Raw genomic sequence first — 13,333 nt, forward strand, 5'->3', positions numbered from 1 at the left:
GCCCAAAGGCCGCCATCGGGAGCAAGTCGAATCGTCGCACCGCCCCTCCCACATTTTGAGCTGCGTTTACTCAGGGGGAATGATCAGTGGTTGTAGGCCCGCTCATTATGCTCGGCCAGGTCCAACCCCATCTCCTCCACCGACTCATGGGCACGCAAGCCAACCAGGGCATTGACCACCTTGAGGATGATCCAACTGATCACAAAGCAGTACACCGTGGTCAGCAGCACGCCCTTGAGCTGGGCAACTACCTGAGCGCCCATGGTCACACCTTCCACCAGGCCACCCATGGACGGTACACAGAACACACCGGTCAACACCGCGCCGATCATCCCACCAATGCCGTGCAGGCCGAACACGTCGAGGCTGTCGTCGTAGCCGAAGCGGCGCTTCAACACCGTCACGCTCAAATAACAGAACACCCCGCACAGCAAGCCGATGGCCAGCGCACCACCGACGCCCACGTAGGCACACGCCGGGGTGATCCCCACCAGACCGGCCAACGCGCCGCTGGCCAGGCCGAGGGCACTGGGCTTGCCGACCTTGAACCACTCGGTGAACATCCAGCCCAGAATCCCGGCGCAGGCGCCCAACTGAGTGTTGAGCATGACGATGCCCGAGGTGCCGCTGAGGCCGCCACCGGAGCCGATATTGAAGCCGAACCAGCCGACCCAGAGCATCGCCGCGCCGGCCATGGTCAGGCTGAGGTTATGCGCCGGCATCGGCGTGTTCTGGTAGCCCTTGCGCTTGCCGAGGATCAGGCACGCAGCGAGCGCAGCCACACCGGCATTGATGTGCACGGCGGTGCCGCCGGCAAAATCGAGCACGCCCCAGTTATGCATCAAGGCCCCCGAACCGCCCCAGACCATATGCGCCACCGGGGCATAGACCAGGGTGAACCAGAGGGCCATGAACAGCAGCGCCGCCGAGAATTTCATGCGTTCGGCAAAGGCGCCGGCGATCAGCGCCGGGGTGATGATGGCGAAGGTCATCTGGAAGGTCACGAACACCCCTTCCGGAATATCCCCCACCAGGCTTTCCGGGGTCATGCCCGCCAGAAAGGCGCGGCTCAGGCCGCCGACAAAACTGTTGAAGGTCACCTGCCCTTCGACCATGCCGGTGGTGTCGACCACCATGCTGTAGCCGTAGATCACCCACAGCACGCCCACCAACCCGGCAATGCCGAAGCACTGGGTGAACAACGAGAGCATATTTTTCGCACGGACCAGGCCGCCGTAGAACAACGCAAGCCCCGGCAAGCACATGAACAGCACCAGCACGGCGGCGGTGACCATCCAGGCGGTGCTGCCGGTGTTCAAGGTGGGGGCGTCGGCGGCCTGGGCCAAGGGTGCAAAGGCACTGGCCACCAATAAACCGAAGAGGGATTTGCCGAGAAGACGATTGACCATGTTCAAAGCTCCTGCAAAAGAAATGGGAAGTGTCGGGCAGCGAGCAGTTGTTGTTTGGAGAGCCTCTAGGCGGGCTCCTTGATTTACCTATCTATTGTGGCGAGGGAGCTTGCTCCCGCTGGGGTGCGAAGCAGCCCTAAAAAGCCGGCTCCAGCTGCGCTGTCGAACGGGAGCAAGCTCCCTCGCCACAGGTTCTTCTCCCGCCTCAGTAACCGCTACCCGAACCCGGCACCCAACTGGTCCCCGCCAGCGGCACCCGCGCCATGGCGGCCGATTCCACTGTCAGCGCCACCAGGTCCTCGGGGTCGAGGTTGTGCAGGTGCGATTTGCCGCACGCACGGGCCATGGTCTGCGCCTCCAGCACCATCACCCGCAGGTAGTTGGCCAACCGCCGCCCGCCTTCCACCGGGTCGAGGCGCTTGGACAGCTCCGGGTCTTGCGTGGTGATACCGGCCGGGTCGCGGCCGTTCTGCCAGTCGTCGTAGAAGCCGGCGGCCGAGCCGATCTTTTTCAGTTCCGCGTCCAGCCGTGGGTGGTTATCGCCCAGGGCAATCAGCGCCGCCGTGCCGATGGCGACCGCATCCGCGCCCATCGCCATGGCCTTGGCCACATCGGCGCCATTGCGAATCCCGCCCGACACGATCAACTGGACCTTGCGGTGCATGCCCATCTCTTGCAAAGCCTGTACCGCTTGCGGGATGGCCGACAAAATCGGGATGCCCACATGCTCGATAAACACTTCCTGGGTCGCGGCAGTCCCGCCTTGCATGCCGTCGAGCACGATCACATCGGCACCGGCCTTGACCGCCAGCTTCACGTCGTAATACGGCCGGCTCGCGCCGATTTTCACGTAGATCGGTTTTTCCCAATCGGTGATTTCGCGCAGCTCGGCAATCTTGATCGCCAGGTCATCCGGGCCGGTCCAGTCCGGGTGGCGACAGGCGCTGCGCTGGTCCACGCCGATCGGCAAGGTGCGCATGCCGGCCACACGCTCGGTGACTTTCATGCCGAGCAACATGCCGCCACCGCCGGGCTTGGCGCCCTGGCCGAGGACGATCTCGATGGCATCGGCCTTGCGCAAATCATCCGGGTTCATGCCATAGCGCGACGGCAGGTACTGATACACCAGGTGCTGGGACTGGCCGCGCTCTTCCGGGGTCATGCCGCCGTCACCGGTGGTGGTGCTGGTGCCGGCGATGGTCGCGCCACGGCCCAGGGCTTCCTTGGCGTTGGCCGACAACGCACCGAAACTCATACCGGCGATGGTCACCGGGATCTTCAGGTGGATCGGCTTCTTGGCGAAGCGGTTGCCGAGGATCACATCGGTGCCGCACTTCTCGCGATAGCCTTCCAGCGGGTAGCGCGACACGCTGGCGCCGAGCAGCAGCAAGTCATCGAAGTGCGGCAGCTTGCGCTTGGTGCCGCCACCGCGAATGTCGTAGATGCCGGTTTCGGCGGCACGCTGGATTTCCTGGATGGTCAGGCGGTCGAAGGTGGCCGACTCGCGCAGGACCGGAGGGGTTTGTTCAGTCATGGTGGAGCTCCTGATCAGTACGCGGAGGCGTTATCGACTTTGAAGTTGTAGAGTTGACGGGCCGAGCCGTAGCGCTTGAAATCCGCCGCCTGGTGGGCGAAACCGGCGCGGTCGAGCAGCTCCTGCAACTCTTGCAGGTGCTCGCTGCGCATCTCTTTTTCGACGCAGTCCGAGCCCAGGGACTCCACCGTGCCTTTCACGTAGATGTGGGTTTCGTAGAGCGAATCGCCCAGCGCATCGCCTGCGTCGCCGCACACCACCAGGCGCCCGGCCTGGCCCATGAAGCAGCTCATATGGCCGATGCTGCCGCCGACGACGATGTCGATGCCCTTCATGGAAATCCCGCAGCGTGCGCCCGCATCGCCCTCGATCACCAGCAAACCGCCATGGGCCGTGGCCCCGGCCGCCTGGGACGCGCTGCCTTTGACGCGCACCGAGCCGGACATCATGTTCTCGGCGCAGCCCACGCCGACATTGCCGTGCACGGTGATCGAGGCCTGCTGGTTCATGCCCGCGCAGTAGTAGCCGGCGTGGCCCTCGATATCGATGGACACGGCCTGGTTCACCCCCACCGCAAGGTTGTGCTTGCCGTTGGAATGGGTCACGCGCCACTCGTTGTCGATGGCCTGGGCGTGCAGCGCCTGGTTGAGGTCACGCACGGTGGCGGTGGAAAGATCGATGGTTTTCATGTGTGCGCTCCTTAAGCTGACTGGCGTTCCCAGATGTACAACGTGGCCGGTGCCGGCTCCCAGATCCGCGCGTTCTCGATGCCCGGCAGGCTCGACAGCGCCTGGTACTCGGAGGCCATGGCGACGTAGTCGTCGGTCTCGGCGAGGATCGCCGGCTTGCACGCAATCGGGTCGCGGATCACCGCAAAACCGTTGCGCGTGCCGATGGCGAAGGTGAAGAAACCGTCGAGGTCTTCCAGGGAATGGTCCAGCGCCTCTTTGAGCGAGTCGCCCTGTTGCAGGCGCCAGGTCAGGTAGCCGGCGGCGACTTCGGTGTCGTTGTCGGTTTCGAAGTGGATGCCTTCGCGCTTGAGTTCCTGGCGCAGGCGGAAGTGGTTGGACAGCGAGCCGTTGTGCACCAGGCACAGGTCGGCGCCGGTGGAAAACGGGTGACTGCCCTCCATGGTCACCGCGCTTTCCGTGGCCATGCGGGTGTGGCCGATGATGTGGCTGCCCTGCATGTTTGCCAGGCCGAAGCGCTGGGAAATTTCCTGGGGCAGGCCCATGCCCTTGAGGATCTCGATGCTCTGCCCGGCGCTCATGATGCGCACGCTCGGCGCCAGTTCGGTCAGGGCCAGACGCACCGGAGCTTCGTCGGCGTGGATCTTCAATACGGCGGCGCTGGCGTTCTGGAACCAGTCCAGGGAACAGCCGAGGCGCCCTTCCAGCTCGCCCATCAAGCCTTTCCAATCGAAGGCTTCGGTGGTGGCTTGCAGGGTCAGCTTGACCCAGCCATCGGCGACTTCATCGCCGTAGATGGCGAAACCGGCGCTGTCCGGGCCACGGTCGGTCATGGCTTGCAGCATGGGTTCAAACAGCTTGCCGAGCTGGGGTTCCAGCTGCGGATTCTTCAGGTACAGGCCTACGATTCCACACATAACAAGTCTCCGTCACACGGTGTCAGAAAAATTCGGTATAGCGCTGGACTTCCCAGTCGCTCACATGGCGGCTGTACTCCACCCACTCCATGCGCTTGAGCTTGATGAACTCGCCCACGATCTGCGGGCCGAGCATTTCGCCGAACAGCGCGTCGGCTTCCAGCGCGTCGCAGGCTTCCTTGAGGGATTGCGGCAGGGTCTTGATGCCGCGCTCGGCGATCTGCTCGAGGCTCAGGCTGTAGAGGTTTTCGTTGCAGACGTGGTCGATTTCCAGCTGGCGATCGATACCGTCCAGGCCCGCGGCGATGATCGCGGCGCTGACCAGATAGGGGTTGCAGCCGGCATCCGGCAGGCGGAACTCCAGGCGGCCATACGGCACGCGCACCATGGCCGAGCGGTTGTTGGCGCCAAACGCAATAAAAGCAGGGGCCCAGGTGGCGCCGGACAACGAGTTGCCGACCACCAGGCGCTTGTAGGAGTTGACCGTGGGCGCGGCGAACGCACACAGCGCCGGGCCATGGGCGAGCAAGCCGGCGGCGAAGTGATAGGCGAGTTTCGACAGGCCCATGCCACTCGGGTCGCTGGCGTCATGGAACAGGTTTTTGTTCTCGGCGCTGCTGATCGACAGGTGAAAGTGCATGCCATTGCCGGCGCGTTTCGGGTCGGGCTTGGGCATGAAGGAGCAGATCATGCCCAGGTCATTGGCGATCTCGCCGGCGGCCATGCGGAAGAAGGTGAAACGGTCGGCGGAGGTCAAGGCGTCGCTGTAGGTGTAATTGATCTCGAACTGGCCGTTGGCGTCCTCGTGGTCGATTTGATAGACCTCGAAATCCACCGCCTGCAAGGCTTCGGTCAGGCGTTCGAGAAACACCCGCGAACGCGACAGGCCCTTGTAGTCGTAGCAAGGCTTGTCGAGGTTGTCGCTGGGGTCTACCAATTGCAACTTGCCCTGCTCGTCGCGGCGCATCAGGTTGAACTCGGGCTCCAGGCCGGTGTTCAGCGTCCAGCCCTTGTCCTGCAGGCGCTGCACTTGTTGCTGCAACACGTAGCGGCTGTCGTAGGGATGAGGCTTGCCGTCGACATGCCCGACGCACACCACGCGGCCATAACCTGGCTGCCAGGGTACCGGGGTCAAGGTCGACAGATCGCCACGCGCCATGAAGTCCGGGCCGTGGGGCTCCATACCCATGCCACTGATGGCAAACCCGGCAAACCCCGCGCCCTCTTCGGCCACGGTCTTGAGCCCGCAGATGGGCACCGACTTGGTCTTGGCCGCACCGTGTATATCCACAAACTGCGCAAGCACGTACTTGATCCCGTGCTTGTCGATGAGGCGCTGGGTTTCTGCTGGCAACATTGCGTGTCACTCCTCGCGAAAGGCAAAACCGTGTGGGTGGGCCTAGGCTGTCTTTTTATTCCTAAAAAGAAAGTTAGTTTCCCTACAGGAATGCAATACCCTTGCCAGAATCGCGATCGACACATCGAAGTGGGTGGCGCTGCGCTTTTGTGCTGTATATATGGGAAAATTCTTTTCCCCGCAGGAATACGCACAGCGGGGTGGCCTTCAAGCGCCAGACCTTGCACTTTCCCAGTGCGAAAATAATATTACTGAACGGAAACCGTGCAGGAGCCGATGATCATGTCCACCGAAACCGCCCCGCGCCTCAAGCTCGAGCAATACCTGGGGCTGCAGATCAAACGCCAGCGCCAGGCCCAGGACCTGAAGCTGTCCGACGTGGCGAAGATTGCCGATATCAGCCAGGGCATGTTGAGCAAGATCGAGAACGCCCAGGTCTCCACCAGCCTCGATACCTTGAGCCGCCTGTGCGATGTGCTCGGGCTGCCGTTATCGAAGTTATTCAGCGAATACGACCAGCAGGATGGCAGCGCCTTGCTGGTCAAGGCCGACCAGGGCATGGAAGTGGTGCGCCGGGGGACCGAGAAAGGGCATACCTATCACCTGCTCAACCACACGCGCGGACCGAAGAAGAGCTTCGAGGCGTACATGGTCAGCATGGATGACGCCAGTGAGGAGTTTCCGACCTTTGCCCATCCGGGGACGGAGTTTTTGCATTTGCTGGAGGGGGAGTTGATTTATCGGCATGGCAACCAGCTGTATCGGATGGAGGCCGGGGACAGCTTGACGTTTGAGGGCGAGATTCCGCACGGGCCGGAGCAGTTGGTGCGGGTGCCGATTCGGTTGTTGTCGATCATGAACTACGGCAACGACAAGGAATAATCCGAACTCGCGATACACCTGAAGCACAGAGATTCAACTGTGGGAGGGGGCTTGCTCCCGATAAGGGAATGTCAGTGAATGCATTTGTCATTGACCCACCCTTATCGGGAGCAAGCCCCCTCCCACATTTTTGACTGCATTCGATACCGCCCTGCCCGCTAAAAATTCCCCTCAGTTAAAAAACTTTCCCAAAACCCCTAGACGCCCTGCCCCCATTCCCCTATAAAGCCACTTCAGGAATATTTTATTCCTCACAAGAAAATGCGCTCAAGGAATGAGCCTGCTGTCCTCAGACGTTTTTTCGCTATGCGATGAGCTGCCGCCATCATCCCGAGGACGTGTCATGCAACACGAAAAAAACCATTTCATCATCAAGGTGACGTGCCCCGCCGTGTCCGGCATCGTCGCTGCCGTCACCACTTACCTGGCGGACAAGGCGTGCTACATCGGGGAAATGGCGCAGTTCGACGATGACTTCAGCGGCCGCTTCTTCATGCGCGCCGTGTTCCGCTTCAACGATGGGCACACAGGGGACCTGCAAGAGATCAGAGACGGTTTCGCCGATGTCGCCCAGGCCTTCGACATGCAGTGGGAGCTGTACGACACCCGCGAGCCGATGCGCGTGATGCTGATGGTGAGCAAGTTCGACCACTGCCTCACCGACCTGCTCTACCGCTACCACAAGGGCGAGATGGACATGACCATCACCGCCATCGTCTCCAACCACCTCGACCTGCGGCCGATGGCCGAGCGCGAGGGCATTCGCTTTATCTACCTGCCGGTGTCCAAGGACAACAAGGCCGCGCAGGAAGCCGAGTTGATGAAGATCGTCGATGACACCCGCACCGAGCTGGTGGTGTTGGCGCGCTACATGCAGATCCTCTCCGACGACCTGTGCCGGCAACTGTCGGGGCGGGCGATCAATATCCACCATTCGTTCCTGCCCGGTTTCAAGGGTGCCAAGCCCTATCACCAGGCGTATCAACGCGGTGTGAAGTTGATCGGCGCCACCGCGCACTATGTGACCAGCGACCTGGATGAGGGCCCAATCATCGAGCAGGAAGTGCAGCGCGTCGACCACGTGTACAAGCCCGACGACCTCGTCGCCATCGGCCGCGACACCGAAACCGTGGCCCTGTCCAAGGCGGTCAAGTACCACCTGGAGCACCGGGTTTTCCTCAATCAGGACAGAACGGTGGTGTTCCGGTGAGCGCGCATAAACTGATCGACGGCAAAGCCGCCGCGGCGCGAGTGCTGCTGCAAGTGCGCGAGGACGTGGCGCGGCTGCATGGGCAAGATATTCAACCGGCGCTGGCGGTGATCCTGGTGGGCAGCGACCCGGCCAGCCAGGTTTATGTGCGCAACAAGATCCTGCGCGCCGAAGAGGTGGGCATCCGCTCCGTGGAGCATCGCCTGCCCGGCGATACCAGCACCGAACAATTATTGATTCTGATCGGCCAATTGAATGCCGACCCGGCGATCCACGGCATCCTCCTGCAATTGCCGTTGCCGGCGCAGATGGACGAACTGCGCGCCCTGGAAGCCATCGCGCCGGAGAAGGACGTCGACGGGTTTCACAGCCAGAACGTCGGCGGCCTCAGCCAGGGCCGCGCGGTGCTCACGCCATGCACCCCGAGCGGTTGCCTGTATCTGTTGGAGCAAACCTGCGGCGACCTGCGTGGCAAACACGCGGTGGTGATCGGCCGTTCGAACATCGTCGGCAAGCCCATGGCCGCGCTGCTGCTCAAGGCGGATTGCTCGGTGACCGTGCTGCATTCGCGCAGTCACGACGCCCCGGCCCTGTGTCGCCAGGCCGATATCGTGATCGCCGCCGTGGGCCGCGCCCGCTTGATTGACGCGAGCTGGTTGAAGCCCGGCGCGGTGGTGATCGATGTCGGCATCAACCGCATCGACGACGACGGCCGCAGCCGCCTGGTGGGTGATGTCGACTTCGACAGCGCCCTGCCCCATGTCGCCGCCATCACCCCGGTACCCGGCGGTGTCGGGCCGATGACCATTGCCTTCCTGATGAAAAACACCGTGGCCGCCGCCCTGGCGCAACACCACGCCCTACGCAGCCAATCGGAGGCCGTATGCCATTCAATCTATTGAAATACGGGCTGAGTTCGGAGTACCCGGTGGAGGTGGACCTGCCACCGCCCAAGGAACTCAAGTCGAGTTACGACGTGGTGATCATCGGCGCCGGTGGCCATGGCCTGGCGACGGCCTACTACCTGGCCAAGTACCACGGGATCACCAATATAGCGGTGCTGGAAAAGGCCTACCTGGGCGGCGGTAATACCGCGCGCAATACGGCGGTGATCCGCTCCAACTACCTCACCAGCGAAGGCGTTCGTTTCTACGCCGAGTCGGTGAAGATGTTCCAGTCGCTGTCCAACGAGTTCGATTTCAACATCATGTACTCCGAGCGCGGCCAACTGACCCTGGCTCACACCGACGCCACCGTGCGTTCGTTCCGCCAGCGCGCCGAGGTCAACAAGCACTTCGGCGGGCGTACCGAGATGATCGACCGCCAGCAGATCCGCGAGCTGGTGCCCAGCCTCAACCTCGACCCCGGCCACTTGCCGGTGCTCGCCGGGCTGTGGCATATCGACGGCGCCACCGCACGCCACGATGCCGTGGCCTGGGGCTACGCCAAGCAGGCGGCCAAGCGTGGCGTGGAAATCCACCAGCTCACCGAAGTGCAGGACCTGATCATCGAAAACGGCACCATCACCGCGGTGAAAACCAATCGCGGCACCATCCGTTGCGGCTGCGCGGTACAGGCGATTGCCGGGCACAGTTCGCTGCTGATGGCCAAGGCCGGTATCCGTTCGCCGATCCAGACCTTCCCGTTGCAGGCCATGGTCACCCAACCGTTCAAGCCGTTCCTCGACCCGTTGGTGAGTTCCTCGGCCCTGCACTGCTACGTGCAGCAAACCAGCCGTGGCGAAGTGGTGTTCGGTGGCGGTTCCGACCCGTACCCGCTGTTCAACACGCGCTCGACCCTGGACCTCAAGGAAAGCCTGTTGGCCCATGCCATCGAGATGTTCCCGTTCCTGGCCAACGCCAAGTTGATGCGCCAGTGGGCCGGGATCACCGACATGACCCCCGACTACAGCCCGATCATGGGCCTGTCGCCGGTAAAGAATTACTACCTCGACGCCGGCTGGGGCACCTGGGGCTTCAAGGCCACGCCGATCTGCGGCAAGACCATGGCCGAGCTGGTCGCCAGCGGCGGCAAGGTGCCGGACTTGATCAAGCCCTTCGGCCTCGAGCGCTTTTCGACCTTCCAGCAAGTCAACGAAATGGGCGCCACAGCGGCCAGCCACTGACGGAGAGCAGACGATGAAAATCATGATTTGCCCGCTCAACGGGCCGCGCAATATCAGCGAGTTCACCTACGGCGGTGAATTCAAACCGATGCCCGATCCGGTGTCCTGCAGCGATGCCGAATGGGCCGACTACGTGTTCAACACCGACAACCTCGCCGGTGTGGTGCGCGAATGGTGGATGCACACGCCGTCCAGCTACTGGTTCCTCGCCGAGCGCCATACGGTCACCGACGAGATCGTCCGCACCTTCGATCCGCGCGAAGTGTTCACCACCCGCGTCGACTTCACCACCGCCAAGGAGATCGCCGGATGAACCGCCTCCCCGCCCCCATGGGCCTGCTGATCCAGCGTGACCAGCCACTCGATTTCAGTTTCGACGGCCTGCCCTACCAAGGTTTTCAGGGCGACAGCATCGCCAGCGCGCTGCTCGCCAACGGGCGCTTCCTGATGTCGCGTTCGTTCAAGTACCACCGCCCACGCGGCCCATTGACCATGGCCGGCCATGACGCCAACAGCCTGGTGCAACTGCCCCGCGAACCCAACGTATTGGCCGATGCCCACGCGCTGTCCGCCGGCCTGGCGGTGACGGCGCAGAACGTCAATGGCTCGCTGGACAACGACAAGGACGCCTACCTGGGCAAGTTCTCCAAGTTCATGCCAGTGGGTTTCTACTACCGTTCGTTCTACAAGCCCAAGGGCATGTGGAAAGTCTGGGAGCCGATCATCCGCAAAAAAGCCGGCCTGGGCGTGCTCGACCTGACGTTCCAACCCGAGTACTACGACAAGGCCTACCTGTTCACCGACCTCGCCGTGATCGGCGCCGGCCCCGCTGGCTTGCAGGCCGCGCTGACCGCCGCGAATGCCGGCGCCAAGGTGTTGCTGATCGAGCAGCAGCCGATCCTCGGCGGGTCGCTGACCTACGCGCGCTTCGATATTGCCGGCACCCGCGCCGACACCTTGCGCCGCGAGTTGCTCGGCGCGGTGCAGCAACACGCGAATATCCAGGTGCTCACCGACGCCACCTGCAATGCCTGGTTCATCGACAACTACCTGCCGGTGATCCAGGGCAAGCGCCTGTACAAAGTGCGCGCGCAACAGTGCCTGGTGTGCAGCGGTTCGTTCGACCAACCGGTGGTCTTCCGCAACAACGACCTGCCGGGGGTGATGCTCACCAGCGCCGCGCAACGCCTGATGAAGCTGTATGCAGTCAAGCCCGGCAAGCGCGCAGTGGTACTCACTGGCAACGATGACGGCTACCTCGCCGCCCTCGACCTGCATGACCAGGGCGTGGACGTGGCCGCCGTGATCGACCTGCGTCACGCCCCGGCGGACAAAGCCCTGCCGGGCGCCCTGGCCCAGCGCAAGATCCCGTGCCTGAGCAACAGCACGGTGTTCGAAGCCCTGCATGAAAAAGGCCTGCGCCATGTGAAAGGCGTCGACGTGCGCCAGATCACCGGCCAGGGCCAGGTCAGCGCCAGCGGGCAAGTGATCGACTGCGACCTGTTGTGCATGTCGGCCGGTTATATGCCGGTCTATCAGTTGCTATGCCAGGCCGGTGGCAAGCTGGCCTATGACGACTCGCGGGCAGAGTTCAGCCTCAGTGGCCTGCCGCGTAACCTGGGCGTGGCCGGTTCCGTACAGGGGCGGCATCAACTGGACAATGTGCTGGCGGATGCGACCAACGCCGCCGCCGACAGCCTGCTCGCCCTCGGTTTGAACAGCGCCGGCTCGCCTGCAGCGCTGCGCAGCGAAGCCCAGGTCAACTTCCACTGGCCGATCTTCCCGCACCCCAAAGGCAAGGATTTTGTGGATTTTGACGAAGACCTGCAGGTGGCGGACATCGTCAACGCCACCCGCATCGGCTACCGCGATGTGCAGTTGGTCAAGCGTTACTCCACGGTCGGCATGGGCCCGTCCCAGGGGCGTCACTCGGCGCTGCCGACCGCACGGCTGGTGGCCTGGGCGACCCAGCGCACTATCAGCGAAACCGGGGTCACCACCGCACGGCCGCCGTTCGTGGCGGAGAAACTCGCGCATGTCGCCGGGCGCGCCTTCGACCCTTACCGCCAAACGCCGATGCACGCGCGCCATGTGCAAGCCGGAGCGAAGATGATGCCCGCCGGTATCTGGCAGCGCCCGGCCTATTACGGCAAGGCCGAGGACCGCGAAGCATGCATGCAGGCCGAAGCGCTGCACGTGCGCAACAAGGTCGGGCTGATCGATGTGTCCACACTCGGCGGCCTGGACGTACGCGGCCCGGACGCCGCCGAATTGCTCAACCGCATGTACACCTTTGCGTTCCTCAAGCAGCCGGTGGGCCGTTCGCGTTATGCGCTGATGACCAACGAACACGGCGTGGTGATCGACGATGGCGTGTGCGCGCGGCTGGCCGACAACCATTTCTACGTCACCGCCACCACCAGCGGCGTCGACCGCATCTACCAGCAGATGCTCAAGTGGAACGCGCAGTGGCGCCTGGACGTGGACGTGACCAACGTCACCGCCGCGATCTGTGCGGTGAACATCGCCGGGCCGGATTCGCGCAAAGTGCTGGAGCAGGTGTGCAGCGACATCGACCTGAGTGCCGAAGGCTTCCCTTACCTGGGCGTGCGCCAGGGCACGGTGGCCGGGATCAAGGCACGCTTGCTGCGGGTGGGGTTCGTCGGCGAATTGGGCTATGAAATCCACGTACCGGCACGCCACGGCCTGGCGTTGTGGGACGCGTTGATGACGGCCGGCAAGGCCTTTGACATTCGCCCCTTCGGCGTCGAAACCCAACGCCTGCTGCGCCTGGAAAAAGGCCACGTGATCATCAGCCAGGACACTGACGGCATGACTCACCCGGCAGAAATCGACATGGGCTGGGCGGTCAACCGCAACAAGCCGTTCTTCGTCGGTCGTCGCTCGGTGGACATCCTCGAAGCCCAGCCGTTGAAACGCAAACTGGTGGGCTTCAGCCTGCCCAAGGGCAGTGTGCAACCGCTGGAAGGCCACCTGGTGCTCAACGGCGCGGACATCAGCGGCAACGTAACCTCCTGCGAATACTCCACCAGCCTGGGCCGCATCATCGGCCTGGCCTACGCCGGGATCGACCAGAGCACACCGGGGCAGCGCATTCCGATTCGCGTCGAAGGCGGCATCGTCGTCCAGGCCGAGGTGGTGCAACTGCCGTTCTTCGACCCCACCAACCAACGCCAGGAGGGTTAAGCC

At 63.0% G+C, this 13,333-nt stretch carries 11 protein-coding genes; 6 read left to right on the plus strand and 5 right to left on the minus strand.

The window, feature by feature from the left end; genetic code table 11:
• Positions 1-83: 83 nt before the first annotated feature.
• The 5 genes from ACHPFG_RS18985 to glnT all read right to left on the minus strand — a co-directional run bounded on the left by ACHPFG_RS18985 (position 84) and on the right by glnT (position 5,906).
• Positions 84-1,409: an ammonium transporter gene (locus tag ACHPFG_RS18985; RefSeq protein ID WP_167654911.1), complete on the minus strand. Its 1,326-nt coding sequence runs from the start codon at positions 1,407-1,409 to the stop codon at positions 84-86.
• 205 nt (positions 1,410-1,614) lie between these two features.
• Complete coding sequence (locus tag ACHPFG_RS18990; protein ID WP_078732729.1) at positions 1,615-2,943, minus strand: FMN-binding glutamate synthase family protein; 1,329 nt, start codon at positions 2,941-2,943, stop codon at positions 1,615-1,617.
• 14 nt (positions 2,944-2,957) lie between these two features.
• Positions 2,958-3,632 carry a protein glxC gene (locus tag ACHPFG_RS18995; RefSeq protein ID WP_027603580.1) on the minus strand — a complete coding sequence of 225 codons (675 nt, stop codon included), beginning with the start codon at positions 3,630-3,632 and terminating at the stop codon, positions 2,958-2,960.
• An 11-nt stretch (positions 3,633-3,643) separates the two neighbouring features.
• On the minus strand, positions 3,644-4,549 hold the full coding sequence (locus ACHPFG_RS19000; protein ID WP_431700129.1) for a class II glutamine amidotransferase: 906 nt from the start codon (positions 4,547-4,549) through the stop codon (positions 3,644-3,646).
• A gap of 22 nt (positions 4,550-4,571) precedes the next feature.
• Entirely contained in the window at positions 4,572-5,906 is a 1,335-nt protein-coding gene (gene glnT / locus ACHPFG_RS19005) for a type III glutamate--ammonia ligase (RefSeq protein WP_431700130.1), read from the minus strand.
• Positions 5,907-6,188: 282 nt separating this feature from the next.
• Here glnT and ACHPFG_RS19010 point away from each other — a divergent pair, with 282 nt between their 5' ends.
• The 6 genes from ACHPFG_RS19010 to ACHPFG_RS19035 all read left to right on the plus strand — a co-directional run bounded on the left by ACHPFG_RS19010 (position 6,189) and on the right by ACHPFG_RS19035 (position 13,330).
• Positions 6,189-6,788 carry a helix-turn-helix domain-containing protein gene (locus tag ACHPFG_RS19010; RefSeq protein ID WP_131698783.1) on the plus strand — a complete coding sequence of 200 codons (600 nt, stop codon included), beginning with the start codon at positions 6,189-6,191 and terminating at the stop codon, positions 6,786-6,788.
• Between the two features lie 343 nt (positions 6,789-7,131).
• A complete protein-coding gene (gene purU / locus ACHPFG_RS19015; protein ID WP_090402534.1) occupies positions 7,132-7,998 on the plus strand; it encodes a formyltetrahydrofolate deformylase in 867 nt (288 codons plus the stop codon).
• Complete coding sequence (gene folD, locus ACHPFG_RS19020; RefSeq protein ID WP_167654913.1) at positions 7,995-8,900, plus strand: bifunctional methylenetetrahydrofolate dehydrogenase/methenyltetrahydrofolate cyclohydrolase FolD; 906 nt, start codon at positions 7,995-7,997, stop codon at positions 8,898-8,900. Before purU ends, folD begins: the two co-directional genes overlap by 4 nt.
• The gene (locus tag ACHPFG_RS19025) at positions 8,882-10,123 is read left to right on the plus strand and encodes an FAD-dependent oxidoreductase (protein ID WP_131698785.1); all 1,242 of its coding nucleotides are present in this window, start codon (positions 8,882-8,884) and stop codon (positions 10,121-10,123) included. Before folD ends, ACHPFG_RS19025 begins: the two co-directional genes overlap by 19 nt.
• Before the next feature lie 13 nt (positions 10,124-10,136).
• Positions 10,137-10,436, plus strand: coding sequence for a sarcosine oxidase subunit delta (locus ACHPFG_RS19030; protein ID WP_431700131.1), 300 nt, complete (start codon positions 10,137-10,139; stop codon positions 10,434-10,436).
• Positions 10,433-13,330 carry a 2Fe-2S iron-sulfur cluster-binding protein gene (locus ACHPFG_RS19035; protein ID WP_431700132.1) on the plus strand — a complete coding sequence of 966 codons (2,898 nt, stop codon included), beginning with the start codon at positions 10,433-10,435 and terminating at the stop codon, positions 13,328-13,330. Before ACHPFG_RS19030 ends, ACHPFG_RS19035 begins: the two co-directional genes overlap by 4 nt.
• Positions 13,331-13,333 lie beyond the last annotated feature (3 nt).

Source organism: Pseudomonas sp. BR20 (assembly GCF_050780135.1).
Lineage (GTDB): Bacteria > Pseudomonadota > Gammaproteobacteria > Pseudomonadales > Pseudomonadaceae > Aquipseudomonas.